Annotated in this window: 19 protein-coding genes; 8 read left to right on the top strand and 11 right to left on the bottom strand. The window is 58.4% G+C overall.

The features are described 5' to 3' along the window. Position 1 precedes the first annotated feature (1 nt). Positions 2–340: a DUF1491 family protein gene (locus GGQ73_RS15790; protein ID WP_183897127.1), complete on the top strand. Its 339-nt coding sequence runs from the start codon at positions 2–4 to the stop codon at positions 338–340. Between the two features lie 41 nt (positions 341–381). Here the strand turns inward: GGQ73_RS15790 and GGQ73_RS15785 are convergent, their stop codons facing one another. Then, complete coding sequence (locus GGQ73_RS15785) at positions 382–1,293, bottom strand: DUF2336 domain-containing protein (protein WP_183897178.1); 912 nt, start codon at positions 1,291–1,293, stop codon at positions 382–384. Positions 1,294–2,065: 772 nt separating this feature from the next. Between GGQ73_RS15785 and GGQ73_RS15780 the strand changes: the two genes are divergently transcribed. Then, positions 2,066–2,263 (top strand): hypothetical protein, encoded by a 198-nt coding sequence (locus GGQ73_RS15780; protein WP_174152418.1) that lies wholly within the window; start codon positions 2,066–2,068, stop codon positions 2,261–2,263. A 29-nt stretch (positions 2,264–2,292) separates the two neighbouring features. On the opposite strand, the gene GGQ73_RS15775 is transcribed toward GGQ73_RS15780, so the two are convergent. From GGQ73_RS15775 to GGQ73_RS15760, 4 genes are all read right to left on the bottom strand, one after another. Beyond that, positions 2,293–2,841, bottom strand: a complete 549-nt coding sequence (locus GGQ73_RS15775; protein ID WP_174152419.1) for a DUF1254 domain-containing protein — start codon at positions 2,839–2,841, stop codon at positions 2,293–2,295. Further along, on the bottom strand, positions 2,834–3,421 hold the full coding sequence (locus GGQ73_RS15770; protein WP_183897126.1) for a DUF1214 domain-containing protein: 588 nt from the start codon (positions 3,419–3,421) through the stop codon (positions 2,834–2,836). The genes GGQ73_RS15775 and GGQ73_RS15770 overlap by 8 nt, the downstream gene beginning before the upstream one ends. Positions 3,422–3,625: 204 nt before the next feature. After that, entirely contained in the window at positions 3,626–4,999 is a 1,374-nt protein-coding gene (locus GGQ73_RS15765) for a PQQ-dependent sugar dehydrogenase (protein ID WP_412762986.1), read from the bottom strand. 35 nt (positions 5,000–5,034) lie between these two features. Further along, positions 5,035–5,466, bottom strand: a complete 432-nt coding sequence (locus tag GGQ73_RS15760) for a DUF2231 domain-containing protein (protein ID WP_183897124.1) — start codon at positions 5,464–5,466, stop codon at positions 5,035–5,037. Positions 5,467–5,711: 245 nt separating this feature from the next. Here GGQ73_RS15760 and GGQ73_RS15755 point away from each other — a divergent pair, with 245 nt between their 5' ends. Continuing rightward, positions 5,712–5,960, top strand: coding sequence for a hypothetical protein (locus tag GGQ73_RS15755; protein ID WP_183897123.1), 249 nt, complete (start codon positions 5,712–5,714; stop codon positions 5,958–5,960). Positions 5,961–5,984: 24 nt separating this feature from the next. Continuing rightward, positions 5,985–6,470: an SMI1/KNR4 family protein gene (locus GGQ73_RS15750; RefSeq protein WP_183897122.1), complete on the top strand. Its 486-nt coding sequence runs from the start codon at positions 5,985–5,987 to the stop codon at positions 6,468–6,470. 173 nt (positions 6,471–6,643) lie between these two features. Here GGQ73_RS15750 and GGQ73_RS15745 read toward each other — a convergent pair whose 3' ends face one another. From GGQ73_RS15745 to GGQ73_RS15730, 4 genes are all read right to left on the bottom strand, one after another. Next, positions 6,644–6,973: a contact-dependent growth inhibition system immunity protein gene (locus GGQ73_RS15745; RefSeq protein WP_183897121.1), complete on the bottom strand. Its 330-nt coding sequence runs from the start codon at positions 6,971–6,973 to the stop codon at positions 6,644–6,646. A 68-nt stretch (positions 6,974–7,041) separates the two neighbouring features. Continuing rightward, positions 7,042–7,368: a contact-dependent growth inhibition system immunity protein gene (locus tag GGQ73_RS15740; protein ID WP_183897120.1), complete on the bottom strand. Its 327-nt coding sequence runs from the start codon at positions 7,366–7,368 to the stop codon at positions 7,042–7,044. 13 nt (positions 7,369–7,381) lie between these two features. Then, a complete protein-coding gene (locus GGQ73_RS15735) occupies positions 7,382–8,251 on the bottom strand; it encodes an RNase A-like domain-containing protein (RefSeq protein ID WP_183897119.1) in 870 nt (289 codons plus the stop codon). A 158-nt stretch (positions 8,252–8,409) separates the two neighbouring features. Continuing rightward, positions 8,410–10,587 carry a transglycosylase domain-containing protein gene (locus tag GGQ73_RS15730; protein WP_183897118.1) on the bottom strand — a complete coding sequence of 726 codons (2,178 nt, stop codon included), beginning with the start codon at positions 10,585–10,587 and terminating at the stop codon, positions 8,410–8,412. Between the two features lie 183 nt (positions 10,588–10,770). Between GGQ73_RS15730 and GGQ73_RS15725 the strand changes: the two genes are divergently transcribed. After that, on the top strand, positions 10,771–11,247 hold the full coding sequence (locus GGQ73_RS15725) for a YcgN family cysteine cluster protein (RefSeq protein ID WP_174152429.1): 477 nt from the start codon (positions 10,771–10,773) through the stop codon (positions 11,245–11,247). Positions 11,248–11,360: 113 nt separating this feature from the next. Then, positions 11,361–12,176: a class D beta-lactamase gene (locus GGQ73_RS15720; protein ID WP_183897117.1), complete on the top strand. Its 816-nt coding sequence runs from the start codon at positions 11,361–11,363 to the stop codon at positions 12,174–12,176. 3 nt (positions 12,177–12,179) lie between these two features. Here GGQ73_RS15720 and GGQ73_RS22995 read toward each other — a convergent pair whose 3' ends face one another. Beyond that, the gene (locus tag GGQ73_RS22995; RefSeq protein WP_252094048.1) at positions 12,180–12,254 is read right to left on the bottom strand and encodes a type II toxin-antitoxin system YafQ family toxin; all 75 of its coding nucleotides are present in this window, start codon (positions 12,252–12,254) and stop codon (positions 12,180–12,182) included. Positions 12,255–12,399: 145 nt separating this feature from the next. After that, complete coding sequence (locus GGQ73_RS15710) at positions 12,400–12,675, bottom strand: type II toxin-antitoxin system RelB/DinJ family antitoxin (RefSeq protein ID WP_183897116.1); 276 nt, start codon at positions 12,673–12,675, stop codon at positions 12,400–12,402. Between the two features lie 129 nt (positions 12,676–12,804). Between GGQ73_RS15710 and GGQ73_RS15705 the strand changes: the two genes are divergently transcribed. Beyond that, positions 12,805–15,312, top strand: coding sequence for a heavy metal translocating P-type ATPase (locus GGQ73_RS15705; protein WP_234910990.1), 2,508 nt, complete (start codon positions 12,805–12,807; stop codon positions 15,310–15,312). Continuing rightward, positions 15,309–15,698, top strand: coding sequence for a Cu(I)-responsive transcriptional regulator (cueR, locus tag GGQ73_RS15700; RefSeq protein WP_174152434.1), 390 nt, complete (start codon positions 15,309–15,311; stop codon positions 15,696–15,698). Before GGQ73_RS15705 ends, cueR begins: the two co-directional genes overlap by 4 nt. Positions 15,699–15,741 lie beyond the last annotated feature (43 nt).

Here is a 15,741-nt window from a genome sequence, read left to right as displayed (position 1 = left end):
CATGCGCCTCAAATCCGAGATGTTCGTTTCCGCCCTCATTCGCCGTGTCTTTTCGGCGGGCGATTTCGCCGCCGTGGAACGCAAGGGGGCAGAGGCCGCGGGCGCCATCTTCATCCGCCAGCGTCTTCGCACTGGTCTGGAGAACCTCTACGGTCCCGCACCCCAAAGCCTGTCCGATGACGAGGAGGCAAGGTCACAACGCCGCTTCGAACAACGCCTGTCGGGCGCTGAGGCGCAGGATGTCGAGGCATTGCTGGAGAAGGAGCGCCGTTTCGACAGCGATCTGTGGGTTCTTGAACTGGAGACGGAAAGTGTGGAAGGCTTGTTAGAGCTTGTCTGACCAGGGCAGCCATCTTCGATCTTGCGTCAGCCCTTTGAAAACTACCGTCTCACAACCAGCCGCTCATGCGCATCGTCGCGCATCTCCACGTTCTCCCTGTTGGGATCGACCGTGTCGCTATCTGCACGACGCCAGCGTTCGATGCGGTCTTCGCACTGGGCGGCATCGAGGCTGTCAATCATCAGTTCCGCGCGCGACATATCGCCATCGCGAACCTTCAGATGCGGGTAGAAGCTTTCCAGCACGAAGGCTGCGTCCACGAATTCCATGCCCAGGCCAACCATGGTCGTTGCCAGCTGCTGGCCGGAAATATCGAGCATCAGCCGTTCCGATAACCAATGGCTGGCTGCAAGCGAGTCCGACAGGGCACGGCAGAATTGGCGGGCATCGCGGGCGCGGGCGAAGCGAATAAGCAGGGCTTCCTGCACATCGGTCAGACGACGACGTCCCAGACTGTCCGATTGGGACCGGTTGAGCTGCCGCGCCATGGTGCGCAACTGCCGGCGCAAATCCTCTTCACGGTCCGCAATGGTCTGTTGGGTGAAAAGCGACAGGTCTGGTGTTGCAGCCTCCGCATCGTCCGCGCCAGAGCGAACCGCCGGGCGCGAATGCCGAAGGCCGACCAACGCGTCGATGACAGTGGGCGACAGGTCATCCCGACGCACGATCGTGCGCGCATGGGCGCCGCCTTGCGTGCGGGCAATGGTAATCAGCGTGTCGTCGTCCAGACATTTGGACGAGACAAGGAATGGCGCAGAGAGCGCAATCGGCTGGCTGGCAATGAAGAAGGCGACGGCCGACGGCACGTTCGGGTTTTGAGACAAGGCCGCAATCGCCTCCCGCTTCGCCTCTGGTGTGGAGGCGGAAAACAACGGCAGAAACAATTCCGCGAACTGGCGCAGTTCTGACCTGGACGGATGAGAAAGACCTTCAAAACTCGATACGGTGGCCATCAGCACCACGTCTTTCTTCCTCTCGGCCCTTGGCCTCTCTAATTCTCGAAACCGGTCGGTCAACGCAATACCCAACAGACGCAAAACAAAACACTATGATCAAATTAGATCAAACGTGTTGACGTCCTGTTAACCAGCCATGGGGCAAAGCGGTTTTTTGCGCTTATTCACAGCGAATTTTAAGAATATATTTTTGAAATGAGAAACGTGGGCGACGTCGGGATATCGCCTCAGAACGCGCTAGCGGGAACTCGTCGACCGTGCGTGTAACACCGAGCGACGAGCCCCTGACCGACATCATGGCGGCTCAGCGCGTTAGACATGACGCCAACGACATGCGTCAAACACGCCATGGTGGAAAATTAACCCGTAATTTTCTGGAGCGCTTGAAATTCGTCAATTTTTTCAAGCGCTTTTAAAAGGAGACCGAAATCTGTATTCACAGGACTGTGAACGCAGTCTCGATGAATGGTTTATGCAACAGATCGAATTGTAATGAATTCTGTGCTGGCACGAGAATATTAGGATTAACGATCGGTTAATCTTTGCGTGTTTTTAATGCCTGAAGCAGCCAGAGATTCGGCGCATCCCATAGGGTGCGATATCTGGCAGGCGAGGCGGCAGGCACAAGCCCCGTTCTCGCGCATACGTCTCCCATGCCAGTCTGTGGACTGGAGATGCACAATGTTTGTGGTGATGGCATTCCCGCGCGTTCGCACGATCCGCGCACTCTGATCAAAATCAATCGTCATGCCCCTGAAGGGAGAAGATTATGGCAGACATTATCTCGTTTTATGCGGCCACGCGCCGCCTCAGCCGACCGGCGCCACCGGAGAACACCGCAGGCGGACCTGCGCAACTTCTGTTCTTTACCGGCGTGCGCTATGAACGCCCCATCATCGACATCAAGATGGATGCGCAGAAGAAACCGCGCAAACGCAAGCTTGCCGCCATCAAGGATGCCGGATAGGCTTCCTCAGGGTGACGCGTGAAGGCAGTCTACTGCCATGGCGCTACTGCACATTTTGCTTCGCTCAGAAACCGCGTCGCCTCCTCCACGAAGCTTGGCTGCGGCACCATGGTGCGCAGCACCGCATAGCCTTTGCTCTGGGCTGCTTCCACCAGAATGGACTGCGACAGGGCAGCAGGCTGTGACTTGCGAATGGCGGCCAGCTGCACCTGATTGGCGACCAGAATATCCAACTCGCCTCCGGCAGAGGTGCGGTCGTTCATGCTGAAGATTTCATTGGATGCGCTGTCGAAAATCGCCACAGACCAGAAGGGAACCGCCCCGAACGCCTCAAGACGCATGGGCTTGTCCGCGATGTCGAAGGTGCACACGGCCACCCGCATGAAGGGATCGCCGCTGCCAAGCTCCGTCTTTTCACGGCTGTCATCCAGAAGGTGAAACTGGTTCGACCCGCCTTCTGCGACCGCACGCGTATAGGCATCGCGGTTGGAAAAATGCGGCGTCGATAGCAAAATGATCAAGTGCAGGACGGCTGCACCCACAAGCCCGACGAAAACAGCGAAGACGACCTTAAGCATTGCCGCATCCTGCCTTGCGGATATCCGGCATCTTGATGTCGATGAGCCCCGTGCTGCCCGCCACCGGCGTATCCAGCAATGTCAGAACCAGCTTGAAATTGCGACCCTGTGGCACCGAAAGCCAATTGTAGGTCTGGGCGCTGGCGGCCACACTGATATCCATGCCGCCATCAGGCCCGTGCAAAAGTGTGCGGGAATTGAGCGCGAAGGGGCGGCCAGAGCCGTCATCCAGAAGATTGCCCTGCTGGTCTGCTGCATAAAGCGTCCAGAAGCGGGAAGGGGGCACGTTGCCAGTCAAACGATACCGGCACTGACCGGTCAGGCGCTGGCCATCGCTATCGGTTGAGGCGGTAAAGCTCAGACCTTCGGCTGTCCCATACAGCAGCTTGCCCGCATCGGACCTGTGCGACTTGGCGTAGGGATCTGCCTCGATCGTCTGCGCTTCGGGAAAGGCATCCCACGCGCCGATCTTGATGGAGCCGAAACCGTCGGTGGCTTCCAGCGCCGCAAGCGTGGATAAAATTCCGCCCCCGAAGGCGACCAGAAGCGAGATTGCAACAAGAAATGGAACTCGGAACACGCTGTTTTCCCGTTTTGGAACAGCTGAGGGTTAGCATTGATTTCAGTTGGGGGAAATGGGGAGAAGGAAGCCGTTCTGATTTTCCCTCGAGGATATTGATGATGCGCGTCGGACATCGGCGCATTCACGTGTTTTCCAAAAGTTCCGCCTGAAAGAGATGAACAGGCAATGGCCGGCGACGTTGAAGCCGGCCATTGCTGCATCTTAGTTGGCGGGAGCTGCCATGGCTTGCGCGCCGCCACCCGATACATCATCGGTCGCGATGGGGGCCGGTGTCACAGTGCCATCGGCTGCCGCCACGCGCCAGACCGAATTCCCCGCATCATCCGCCACCAGCAAGGCGCCTGTGCCATCAATGCCGACGCCAACGGGACGGCCTCTGGCATTGTCACCCTGAATGAAGCCGGTCACCACGTCCTGTGTCTTGCCCGATGGCTTGCCGTTTTCGAATGGCACATAGGTCACCCGGTAGCCGTTGAAGGCGTTGCGGTTCCAACTGCCGTGCTCGCCGATGAAAGCGCCGTTTGCGTAGGCTGCAGGCATGGCGGAGTTGAGCGTGAAGGTGAGGCCAAGCGCGGCCACATGACTGGATAAAGCGTAGTCCGGCTTGATGGCCGTTGCAACGATATCCGGGCGGGGCGGGTAGACACGGGCATCGACATGATTGCCATAATAACTCCACGGCCAGCCGTAGAACCCGTTTTCTTTTACAGATGTCATGTAGTCGGGAACGAGGTTCGGTCCCAGCTCGTCACGCTCGTTGATAACTGCCCATAACTCCTTGCTCTCAGGGTTGAACGCAAGGCCGTTGGGATTGCGAAGGCCGGATGCGAACAGCTTGAACGCACCTGTCTGACGGTCGACCTGCAAAATTGCGGCGCGGTTCTTTTCCGCCTCCATGCCATTTTCAACAATGTTGGAATTGGAGCCGACGGAAGCATAGAGAAACTTGCCATCGGGGCTCAGCGCCAGATCCTTGGTCCAATGGTGGTTGATGGGCCCGCCGGGAAGCGGCGTGAGCAGCTTTGGTTCGGCGGTGATGTCGTTCTGCCCAAGCTGGTAGGGATAGGCAAGAATCTCGCTCGCGGTGGCGACGTAGAGCGTATTGTCGGCAAAGGCGACACCGAAAGGCGAATCCAGCTTCGTCAGCAGATCGTGGCGTTCATCGACAGTGCCATCGCGGTTGGTATCGCGCAGCAGCGTGATGAGATTGCTTTCCTTCTGCGGACGCGTCTCGCCGTGCGAAATGGCCATGATCCAGCCACGGATAATGTCCTTCGGCCGCGATGGGGACTGTCCCTTCGGCCCGCGCGACTGGACGACCAGAACGTCGCCATTGGGCAGCGTGTGCACGGTCCGTGGGTTGGCGAGGTCCTTTTGGTATAGGGTCACTTTCAGACCCTCCGGCACAGTCGGCGTCTCGCCATCCTTCCAACCGACGACCTCGGCCACCTTCAGGTCGGGAATAAGGCTCGAAGACGGCTCCGGCAGAACCGGGTCGGCCCCGATCTGCTGTGCCGGGTCGAAGGACTGATCCGCTTCATTGCAGGCAGAGAGGATGAGGGCAACACTGCCCATCAGAACAGAGGTGTGAACAAGGCGGCGCGCGATCATCATACTCTCCAGGCCAGTCGTGCATATTTGCGGGAAGACGCGGCGACGGTCGTCAGCGCCACGACGAATGTCATGGTCGAGATCAGCAGCCCGTAAGGCACCACCGCTGTCCAGCCGTCACCGGCATGAACGAGACTGTTGAGCAGTGCCAAGACCAGCATGCCGATGAAAAGCACGATTGAAAACAGGGAAGGCCGCATCGGCCGCGTGCGCACCCGGAACAGATCGACGAACCCGGCGAGCAATGCCAGTCCGCCGAACACGAGGCCTGCAAACAGCAGCCATGCCGAAAAATTTAGCCACAAAAGATTGGCGGTCTGCCAATAGGCAATATCAGTCCCGAGCGCCATCGAGAAACACACGAACGGAAACGGCACGAAAAGAGATTGAAAAGGATAAGCAGAGGCTTCTCTGCCAGTCGAATCGCTCATGAACTGGTCTCCAACCGGGATCGGGAAATACGCCTGACGGCTTTTGCGTCTTGGACGAATTAGCGTGACCGTGAACGGTTTGAAGCCAGTTTGGTTGCAAAGACATACGTGCACGAAACGATCACTGATTTTTTTCGTCCCGCCACAATTAAAACACCCTTGAGTTGATGATTTTCGTGGCGGTTGAGGGGGCACACGTGCATCTGACCATATGTTTCTTTGTTCTACTGTTTATAGCGGGCTTTTTGAACGCGCCTTACGCTGCGCAGATGGCAAGCGATGGAAATTGGGGAGAGGCGTTTGGTCAGATGATTCTTGGCCCGCTTGGCTTTTTCTTGGCGGCCCATGTCGTCATCTACTACGGCCTTCGACTGGTTCGTGGCCCATCGAAGCTAAAGTCTTTCTCCGCCACCAAACTCAACTATATCGCACTCTCACTGGCGCTCATGGGCATTCTAGGGGCTGTGGCCCAACGCGCAAATCCAACGCTGTAGAACACAACTGAAAGGAGACCGGCCATGACACCTGAGCAATTTGCTGGAGCGATCCGGAATGAGGGCGGTGAGCGTGCGACGGAAGATCAACTTAAGGCTTTCGAGCGCAAGCTTGGCAAGACACTGCCTGGGGATTACCGTGCATTTCTTACTATCTCCGGTGGCGGCTTGATCTTCGAAACGGCAGTATCCTATCTCGACGCGGAAGAACGCGACCTGCTTCTGCGGCATATGAACTCTCTGAGAGAAGTCGAGGCGGAATTTGACAAGCCCAGTGCCTATCCTTTGCCTGAAGGGCTCCTGTGCATCGGCAATGATGCTGGCGGCAACGCCATCATGTTGTGCATGACAGAGGAAAGATATGGCCAGATTTTTCTGCTGGACCACGAGTTGGTTGCCTATGAAGGTGAGCCCGAACCTTTCGAGGAGGCGCAGGAGTATGGCCTGATCACGCAGTATTCTGCTAGCTTCGCCCAGTTCGTCGCTGATCTCCATTTCTCACAGGATTGACGGCTGCAGGATGGATGAGTTTTCAGCCACCAGACCAAACTGCGCTTAGGCTGAATCTGAAGTTGTAAAGGAATGTTCAATGGCGCTGAAAATTCCTGAGAAAGGGAGAGTTGCCTTCGAGAAACTGAAGTCGGCATCGGCCGACTACCGAACCTTGATCGCGATTTTATCAATCAATTCCGCGGTTCGAAACGCATATAGCTCTCCGGATCATCCAGGATTGTTCTGAGCATGTCGAAAAGCTCCGGCACTGTATATCCTATGGATTTGGGTGTGAAATTAAACCCGAAGCGCCGGGCGAACTCGCCATCGAGATCGTTGTGATACCGTTCGAGGAACCGTTCCGTTTCAGAAAGCAGCATTTGCTTCTCGAAACATTTCGTCGCGCGTGCGTATCCTGCCAGCGCTTGCGCAGCTGTGTCGTATTCCAAATCGATGTCTTGATGCAAGGCCCCGGCAACGATACCGAAAAGCGCGGGAAATTCTTCATCGGTGACATTCATGCGGCACTCTGCTTTACGGATCGAAGCGTTTACAGCTATCCGGGTCCTGAAGCATAACCTTCACGATTTCAATTGCGTGGTTCGAAACGCAAGTAGCTTTCGGGATCGGCAAGGATCGTCCTTACCATGTCGAAAAATTCCGGCACCGTTTGTCCGATCACTTCGGGAGTGAAGTCGAACCAGTAGCGTCTGGAAAACTCACCTTCCAGATCGTTGTGAAAGCGCTCCAGAAAGGTGTCCATCTCATGCTGTAGCTGGTGCTTCCGCGCTTCCTCCGTGAGGCCTGCGTATCCTGCAAGCGCTTGTGGTATACTGTCGTATTCCAGGTCCATGTCTTGATGGAAATAGCCTGTCACGAGGCCGGAAAGGGCGGGAAAATCGTCGCTGGTGCTCATCTCGGTTCATTCATTAGGGAACAGGAAATGCCGTCAGAATATAGTGTGTCAGGCCGTTATAGCTTTCCTTTTTCAACACGATACGCATTTTCGACATTTGCTGTAGCTGCCCGGAAGAGCGTATGACGCCCTGTCCGATCACACGGCCTGCGTCAAAAACGAGCGGTGGCTGGAGCGTTGTCCCCGGAGCAGCCGTTTTAGACCATTGCACGATGCGCGCCTGATTGGCTCGCAACGCACGGGAGACTTGCTCCTCGGCTATCCTCAAGTTGCTGAACGACGATATTGCTGCAGGCGGTTTGCGACTTGACGCCGTATCTGCGATCCGTTGCCGCAAAAACGCTTCGTCCTTGCCCACATGTCTGGCAATCGTGTGCCCGCCGAGGCGGCTTCCGGCCTGAGCCTCATGCTGCGCAAGCGAGATACGACCAGAGCGTATGGCGGCGGCCCGAACGGCACCTGCCATCATGGCCCCGCCAAGCGGCACCAGGAAATCCATGGCCATGCCCATGTTGTCGGCGTTTGCGGGGCTTGCGCCGAGACTTCTGGCCAGTTTGGACGTGGTTCTTTCCGTGATGGACCGTTCGTCACGCCCCGTCCAGAGCTGGCGCCCGCCGGTCGTGCACTGGTCGGCAGCGTGAAGGGCCAGCGCGCCACCGCCGATCTTCGTCAGTGCGGTGGGTTCTGGCGTGACCAGCAGTGCTCCAGCGGTCACACCTTCTGCAGCACATCCCAGGAGCCGCAACGCCCCGATCACGCGGTTTCCGACCGTACCACTCTGTTCGACCGTCTCACCTTCCAGGACCGCCGCGAGTTGAACGGCCGAGAGGGCGATTACCACACCTTCTCCGGAAGCGGATGCACTCTGATCTTCTAAAGCCATTGAATACACTCCCGTGAAGACACGTTACGTTATGGGTGCACAACCAAGAATGGATAATTTTTGCAATATATGTGGCTTTTCGAAGGCGGGCAGTGATTGCCAGCCCCAGCGCAGACGCGCGCATTGCCTATTCTGACGTCCACAAAGACGGGTTTCGACTACCGCTTCACCCCATCGCTCCCGACATCCGCCAACTTTTGCACCGTCAACGACGGCGCCGACGCTTCTTTCAGCTTCTTGCCGATGGAGCGGATGACGCGGGTGGCTTCGGCGGAAAGCGAGCGGGGGCGGGTGAGGGCTGGCATGGCGTTGGCGTCTGCCGAGGCGATGGCTGCGCCGTTGGCGGGTTTTGGATGCGTGCCATTCGGCAGCGGGTTCTGAATGCCAGGGATGGCGCGCAGTTCCATGCCCTGATGGGCGTAGTCCATCAGGCGCTTGAACGTCATGGCGGGCAACGCCCCACCGGTCATGTTGTTCATGGAGGTGAAGTCGTCGTTTCCGAACCACACCGCGGTCGTGTAATTACCGGTGAAGCCGACATACCAGGCATCGCGATAGGATTGCGACGTGCCGGTCTTGCCGCCGGAAACGATGCCGTTATCGAGAGCGCCTCGCTTTGCCGTGCCCTCGACGGGAATGGTCACCAGCATGCGGTTCATCTTGGAATTGGCCTCTTCCGAAAGCACGCGCTGCGCAGGTGGTTCGTCGCGGTCGAAATCGTAGAGAACCTTGCCCTCGTAATCCAGCACCTGCGCAATGCCGTGGCGGCGTGATTGCATGCCGTCTGCCGGGAAGACGGCGTAGCCGGTGGCCTGGTCCAGCACGGTCACTTCCGATGTACCGAGCGGAATGGTCTTGTCGCTGCGAAGCGGCGTCGCGACCCCCATGGCTTTGGCCGTATCGACAATGATCTGCGTGCCCAGCACATCCTTGGCAAGGCGCACCGGCACGGTGTTATAGGATTTGGCAAGGGCGGTCTGCAACGTCACCTTGCCTGCGTAGGACCGGCCATAGTTCTGCGGCGACCAGCCGCGCCATGTTACGGGCGCGTCGGAAATCAGCGTTTCCGGCTTGTAGCCCTTTTCCATGGCGGCGGAGTAGGTGTAGACCTTGAAGGATGAGCCCGGCTGGCGCAGCGCCGCCGTTGCGCGGTTGAACTGGCTTTCGCCATAGTCACGACCGCCGACCATGGCGCGGATGCCGCCGCCATTTTCGATCATCACCATCGCGCCCTGCTTGACCTTGTAGCCTTCGCCGAATTCGCGAAGGCTGCCTTCCATCGCCTGTTCGGCCGCCTGCTGAAGGCCAGTATCGATGGTGGTGCGAACCACCACGGTATGATCCTTGATCTTGCCTTCCTTGGCCAGCTTCTGCACCTCGTCAAAGGCCCAGTCGAGGAAATAGTCGGGCGCCTGCACCTCTTCGCGGTCGATGACGGTTGCCGGGTTGCGGCGTGCGCCGACAACCTGTCCCTCGGTCATCAACCCGCCCTGCACGAGGTTGGAGAGAACCGTGTTGGCGCGCGCACGCGCTGCGGGAAGGTTGACGTGTGGTGCGTATTTCGCCGGTGCCTTGAACAGACCGGCGAGAATGGCGGATTCCGCCAGCGTCACATCGGTCAGGTTCTTGCCGAAATAAAACTGAGCCGCCGCTGCTGCGCCGAACGTGCCGCCGCCCATATAGGCGCGGTCGAGATAAAGGCTCAAGATTTCCTTCTTGGACATGTTGGCTTCCAGCCACAATGCCAGAAAAGCCTCCTTGACCTTGCGTTCCAGCGAGCGCTCATTGGTCAGAAACAGGTTCTTGGCCAGTTGCTGCGTCAGCGTGGAGCCGCCCTGCACGACGCCGCCGGCGCGGGCGTTTTCGCTCATGGCGCGGGCAAGGCCGATGAAATCGATGCCGAAATGCTCGAAGAAGCGCCGGTCTTCGGTGGCAAGAACGGCCTTGATGAAATGGTCCGGCATCTGGTCGATCGGCACGGAATCTTCGTGGATGATGCCGCGATGGCCGATGGTGTTGCCGTAACGATCGAGGAAGGTGACGGCGAAATCACCGCGATAGCGCCAGTCCTTCTTGGTCTCCTCAAAGGCGGGCAGCGCCAGCGCCAGCATCAGAACGGTGCCCGCAGTGCCAACCGTCAGGGCGTCGTCGGCAATGTTGATGAGAAATTTTTTCCAGCCGCGCACATGCAGCTTGCGCGATGCGATGGTCACCTCTTCCCAGAAGTCGAAGACGCGCGACGCAGATGTCCACAGGCCGGAATCGATCCATGAATCGATGCGCAGCAGAAGATGGCGTTTCCGTCGCGCCGGTTTCTTGTTGTTGTCTTCCTGCACCTGAAACGTATTCCTGTTCGATCTCGCCAGCATTTGCTTGACGCAGCGACCTTGCGCGGGTCATTCCACCATCACACACCTCTGCCGGATTTCGCGATTATCTCATAATCCGGTAGATTGCGATATGGCATACGGGGATCACGTTGCCGCCCGATGCTGCAAAATGGAACGGAAATGTTAACGATGAGTGACGCGCCCTTCTGGAAAACGAAATCACTGGCGCAAATGAGTAACACCGAGTGGGAAAGCCTGTGTGACGGCTGCGGCCTGTGCTGTCTCAACAAGCTGGAAGATTGGGACACCGGCGAGGTGGTGTTCACATCCGTCTCCTGCCAGTTGCTGGATGGAGATAGCTGCGCCTGTTCCGATTACCCCAACCGGTTTGATACGGTGCCGGATTGCATTCAGCTTAACCTCAAGCTCGTCAACGAAATCGGCTGGCTGCCGCCGACCTGCGCCTACGCTCTGGTGCGCGATGGCGAGGACCTCTACTGGTGGCACCACCTCGTTTCGGGGGATGCCGAAACCGTGCATATGGCGGGTATTTCCGCACGCGGGCGCACCATCAACGAAAAGCAGGTCGAGGTGGACGACTTCGAAAACTACGTGGTGGACTGGCCGCTGACGGTAGGCGAGCAGCCGAAGGCGCAGCGTCGATAGGGTGTGCGCCCGTCCGTCCTATTCCTGCCCCAACTGTCTTTTAAGAACCGACATCACCTTATCTCTCCGTTGGTTGCTGGCCGTGATGATGGCCGGACATACAAGGAAAATGCATGCTGCCCCGGTTCGCCGTCCTTTCAGCCGTCAGTTTCGCCGTTGTGGGTCTGTATCCCATTCTTGCCCGGGCCGAACAGCCTTTCGAATGCACCTTCGTGACATCGGTGGAAACCGGCGCTGTCATCACCCAACAGGGCGCTTGCGACAAGCGTGCATCGCCGGGCGCGACCTTCAACATTCCGCTGGCACTGATCGGTTTTGATTCCGGCCTGTTGCTGGACGAATTCAACCCGGTCTGGGACTGGCAGGAGGGCATGGACAACGCCGCACCGGATCGAAGGCGGGTGGATCCTACCGCATGGCAAAAGAACGATGTGCGCTGGTATGGTGTCGACATCGCCAATCGCCTGGGGCCTGAAAAATTCTCCAGCTATGTCAAGCGGCTGGGTTTCGGCAATACCGGTTCGGCATCCGCCCCGGGAACGACGCCAAAGGGCATGAGCGACTGGCTTGCCAACGCTGTGCAGATATCGCCCGTCGAGCAGGTGGGTTTTCTGCGTCGCCTGATGGCCAACAATCTGCCCTTTACGCGCGACGCACAAACCAAGACCCGCGCCATCATGCCCGTTTTCGATGCGGCTGAGGCGTGGAGCGTGCACGGCACCGCGGGCACGGGCAACCTGAAGGGCGATGACGGCAAACCCGACACGACCCGCCCCTTCGGCTGGTTCGTGGGCTGGGCCGAACGCGAAGGCCAGCACATTGTCTTCGCACGGCTGCGGGTCAACGACAAAGCGTCTGAACGCCCCATGGGGGAGGTGGTGCGCGAGGAGTTTCTGCGGGATATCGCGCGGGTTTCCGTGCGCCGGTGAGGGTTATCTAAACAGATCGGAATGGGTTCCAGCGCGTGTGAAGACGACAAGATCATCGGCCTCGTCGAGCCTGTAGATCAGCAGAAAGTCTCCACCGATGTGGCATTCCCGATGATCGCGCCACTCCCGGAATCATTCAGCCGTTTCCAGTCTTTCATAAACTGCTTCGTAAAATCGCACATTCGCGGCAAAGTCGTTCGCTTTGATACAGCTTTTGGGCCTTTCACGGCTTATCGCCATCCAGTGCTCTGAAGAGTTCTTCGCGTGATTTGAAGCGGGCGCGCTTTTCGCCTGCGATTTCCCGCGCTTCCTCTATGGCGGCTATCGTTTCTGCGTTGGGACGTGTCAACTCTATGGGGAGTGCCTTTTCCCGGGCTATGTGGGTCAACATCATGCGCATCACGTCCGAGACGGTCAACCCGAGGCTGTCCAGCACTGCGGTTGCATCGTCCTTCAAGTCTTGGTCGATGCGAGCCCTGATATAAGCATTCGCTGTCATGATCATCCTCCGGTTTACGATAATGTAGCCCAAATGAGCATCAACTTCGACCCGTGACAAAGGTCGCTGTGAACCCTTGACCTTCCCATCATGGGAAGCATTACATGTGGTCTCGAAAGGGGAAATCCCATGAACGAGATCATCAAGACTTTGAGCGCGCCAGAGCCGATTTCCGTATCTGTCGAGGGTATGACCTGTGCGTCCTGTGTGCGGCGCGTGGAGATGGCGGCGGGCAAGGTGCCGGGGGTGGCGGCAAGTTCTGTCAATTTCGCGACGAAGCGGCTGACGGTCGAACCGGCCGAGGGGTTTTCGGCAAAGACCTTGGTCGCTGCAGTCAAGAAGATTGGATACGAGGTTGCCCCAAAGACGATCGAATTGACGCTCCAGAGGCATAAGGGGGGCGTTGATGCTGACCGGTTGAAGACCGTTCTGGAGGCCGTGGCCACGACAGTCAGCGCAGAGGTGGACGCGCAAAGCGGCGTCGTGACCATCGAGACCGTCGGCGGCGGGCGTCAGCGCGAGATGCTGATCGAAACCGCGAGGCTGGCTGGTTTTACGCTCAAAAGTCCGACTGGAGCGGCCCATGATCACGCGAGGCAGGGGCACGACCACACCCATCACACCGGTGACGAGAGGAAGCTCGAACGAGACGTCATCCTCGCAGCCATCTTCACCACTCCACTCTTCGTGCTGGAAATGGGAGGGCATCTCTATGCGCCGATGCACCATTGGCTCATGGGTGCCATGGAGACGCAGACGCTTTATTATGTCTATTTCGCACTGGCGACGGTGGTGATTTTCGGGCCGGGATGGCGGTTTTTGAAGTCCGGTTTTCCGGCACTGGCCCATGGTGCGCCAGAGATGAATTCGCTGGTGGCGCTCGGGGTCAGTGCTGCCTATCTCTATTCGCTGGTCACCACGTTTGCGCCCGGCCTGCTGCCGGACAATGCCCGGCATGTCTATTATGAAGCGGCAACCGTCATCGTGACGCTGATTTTGATCGGACGGCTTCTGGAGGCCCGCGCCAGCGGCAAAACCGGCGATGCGATCCGCAAGCTGGCTGGCCTCCAGGCCAAGACGGCGCGGGTGGAGCGCGACGGCATGACGCGCGATATCGCCACGGACGACGTGGTGGTGGGCGACATCATCGTTATCCGCCCGGGAGAGCGTTTGCCCGTGGATGGCGAGGTGGTGGAGGGTGCATCCTATGTCGATGAATCAATGATATCAGGCGAGCCGGTGCCGGTGGAAAAGGGGGCTGGCAGCCCTGTCACAGGCGGTACCATCAACGGGAACGGAGCGCTGAAATTCCGCGCCACCAAGGTCGGCGCAGACACGATGCTGGCGCAGATCATCGCTTTGGTGGAGCAGGCTCAAGGATCAAAGCTGCCCATCCAGCTTCTGGTGGATCGGGTTACCGGGCTGTTCGTGCCGGTGGTGATCGCTGTTGCCGTGCTGACCTTCATCGTCTGGGCGATCTTCGGGCCGCAGCCTGCCTATACCTACGCGCTGATCAATGCCGTCGCCGTCCTCATCATCGCCTGCCCCTGCGCCATGGGTCTGGCAACGCCGACTTCGATCATGGTCGGCACGGGAAGAGCAGCGGAACTCGGCGTGCTGTTTCGAAAAGGAGAGGCTCTGCAGGCGTTGCGTTCCGCGCACATCGTGGTGGTGGACAAGACCGGCACGGTGACCAAGGGTAAGCCTGAGCTGACGGATCTGCTGGTGGCGGATGGGTTCGAGCGACGTGAGGTGTTGAGGCTTGTTGCGGCGGTTGAGAGCATGTCGGAGCACCCGATTGCAGAGGCGATCGTGCGGGCGGCGAAGGCGCAAGACGTTACGACCCCTGCAGGACTCAAACAGCCCACAATCGGCAATTTCCAAAGCATTACCGGCTACGGTATCTCCGCCATGGTCGAGGGCTGCAAGATCGACGTCGGCGCCGACCGCTTTATGGAAAAGCTCGGCCTGTCCACCGCACCGTTTGCAGACACGGCACGAAGGTTGGGCGACGAGGGCAAGACGCCGCTCTACGCAGCCATCGATGGTCAACTGGCCGCGATCATCGCGGTGGCCGATCCGTTGAAACCATCCAGCATCGATGCCATCAAAGCCTTGAAATCCATGGGTATCGAGGTTGTCATGGTGACGGGAGACAATACCCGGACGGCCAAGGCCATCGCCCTTCAGGTGGGCATAGAAAAGGTGGTGGCTGAGGTTTTGCCGCAAGGCAAGGTGAAAGCCATCCATGATTTGCGCCAAGGCGGCAAGGTGCTGGCTTTCGTCGGCGACGGCATCAATGACGCGCCTGCGCTGGCTGAGGCCGATATCGGCATCGCTGTCGGCACCGGCACGGATGTTGCCATTGAAAGCGCCGATGTCGTCTTGGTGGGCGGCGATCTCGCGGGCGTCGTCCACGCCATAGGCATGAGCCGCGCCACCATGCGCAACATCCGCCAGAACCTGTTCTGGGCCTTCGGATACAATGTCGCACTGATACCCGTGGCCGCAGGCGCGCTTTACCCGGCCTTCGGCATCATGCTGTCGCCCGTGGTCGGAGCCGGGGCCATGGCGCTCTCCTCCGTCTTTGTGCTGGGCAACGCGTTAAGATTGAAAACAGCGAAGGTAACGACATGAACATCGGTCAGGCATCGGAAGCCTCAGGCGTCTCGGCCAAGATGATCCGCTATTACGAGCAGATCGGTCTCGTCACGCCCGCCGCCCGCACGGACAACAATTATCGGGTTTATGCCGAACAGGATGTGCACAATCTGCGCTTCATAAAGCGGTCCCGAACGCTGGGTTTTTCGCTGGAAGAAACAGAAACGTTGCTAAAGCTCTGGCAGGACAAGACACGCGAAAGTTCTGCGGTCAAGGACATCGCCACTGCGCATATCGCCGATCTCGAGCGCAAGATTGCCGAGATGAAAAGCATGGTCAAAACGCTCTCGCATCTTGCCCATTGCTGTGGAGGCGACCATCGGCCGGATTGCCCCATTCTGGACGATCTTGCGGGAGTATAAGCTTCAGTCGAGCGACGATCACTGCAAAGAAACCTTGAGGACA

It is taken from the genome of Rhizobium skierniewicense (genome assembly GCF_014196515.1).
Classification (GTDB): Bacteria; Pseudomonadota; Alphaproteobacteria; order Rhizobiales; family Rhizobiaceae; genus Agrobacterium; species Agrobacterium skierniewicense.
This window is presented reverse-complemented; position numbering and strand designations above follow the sequence as displayed.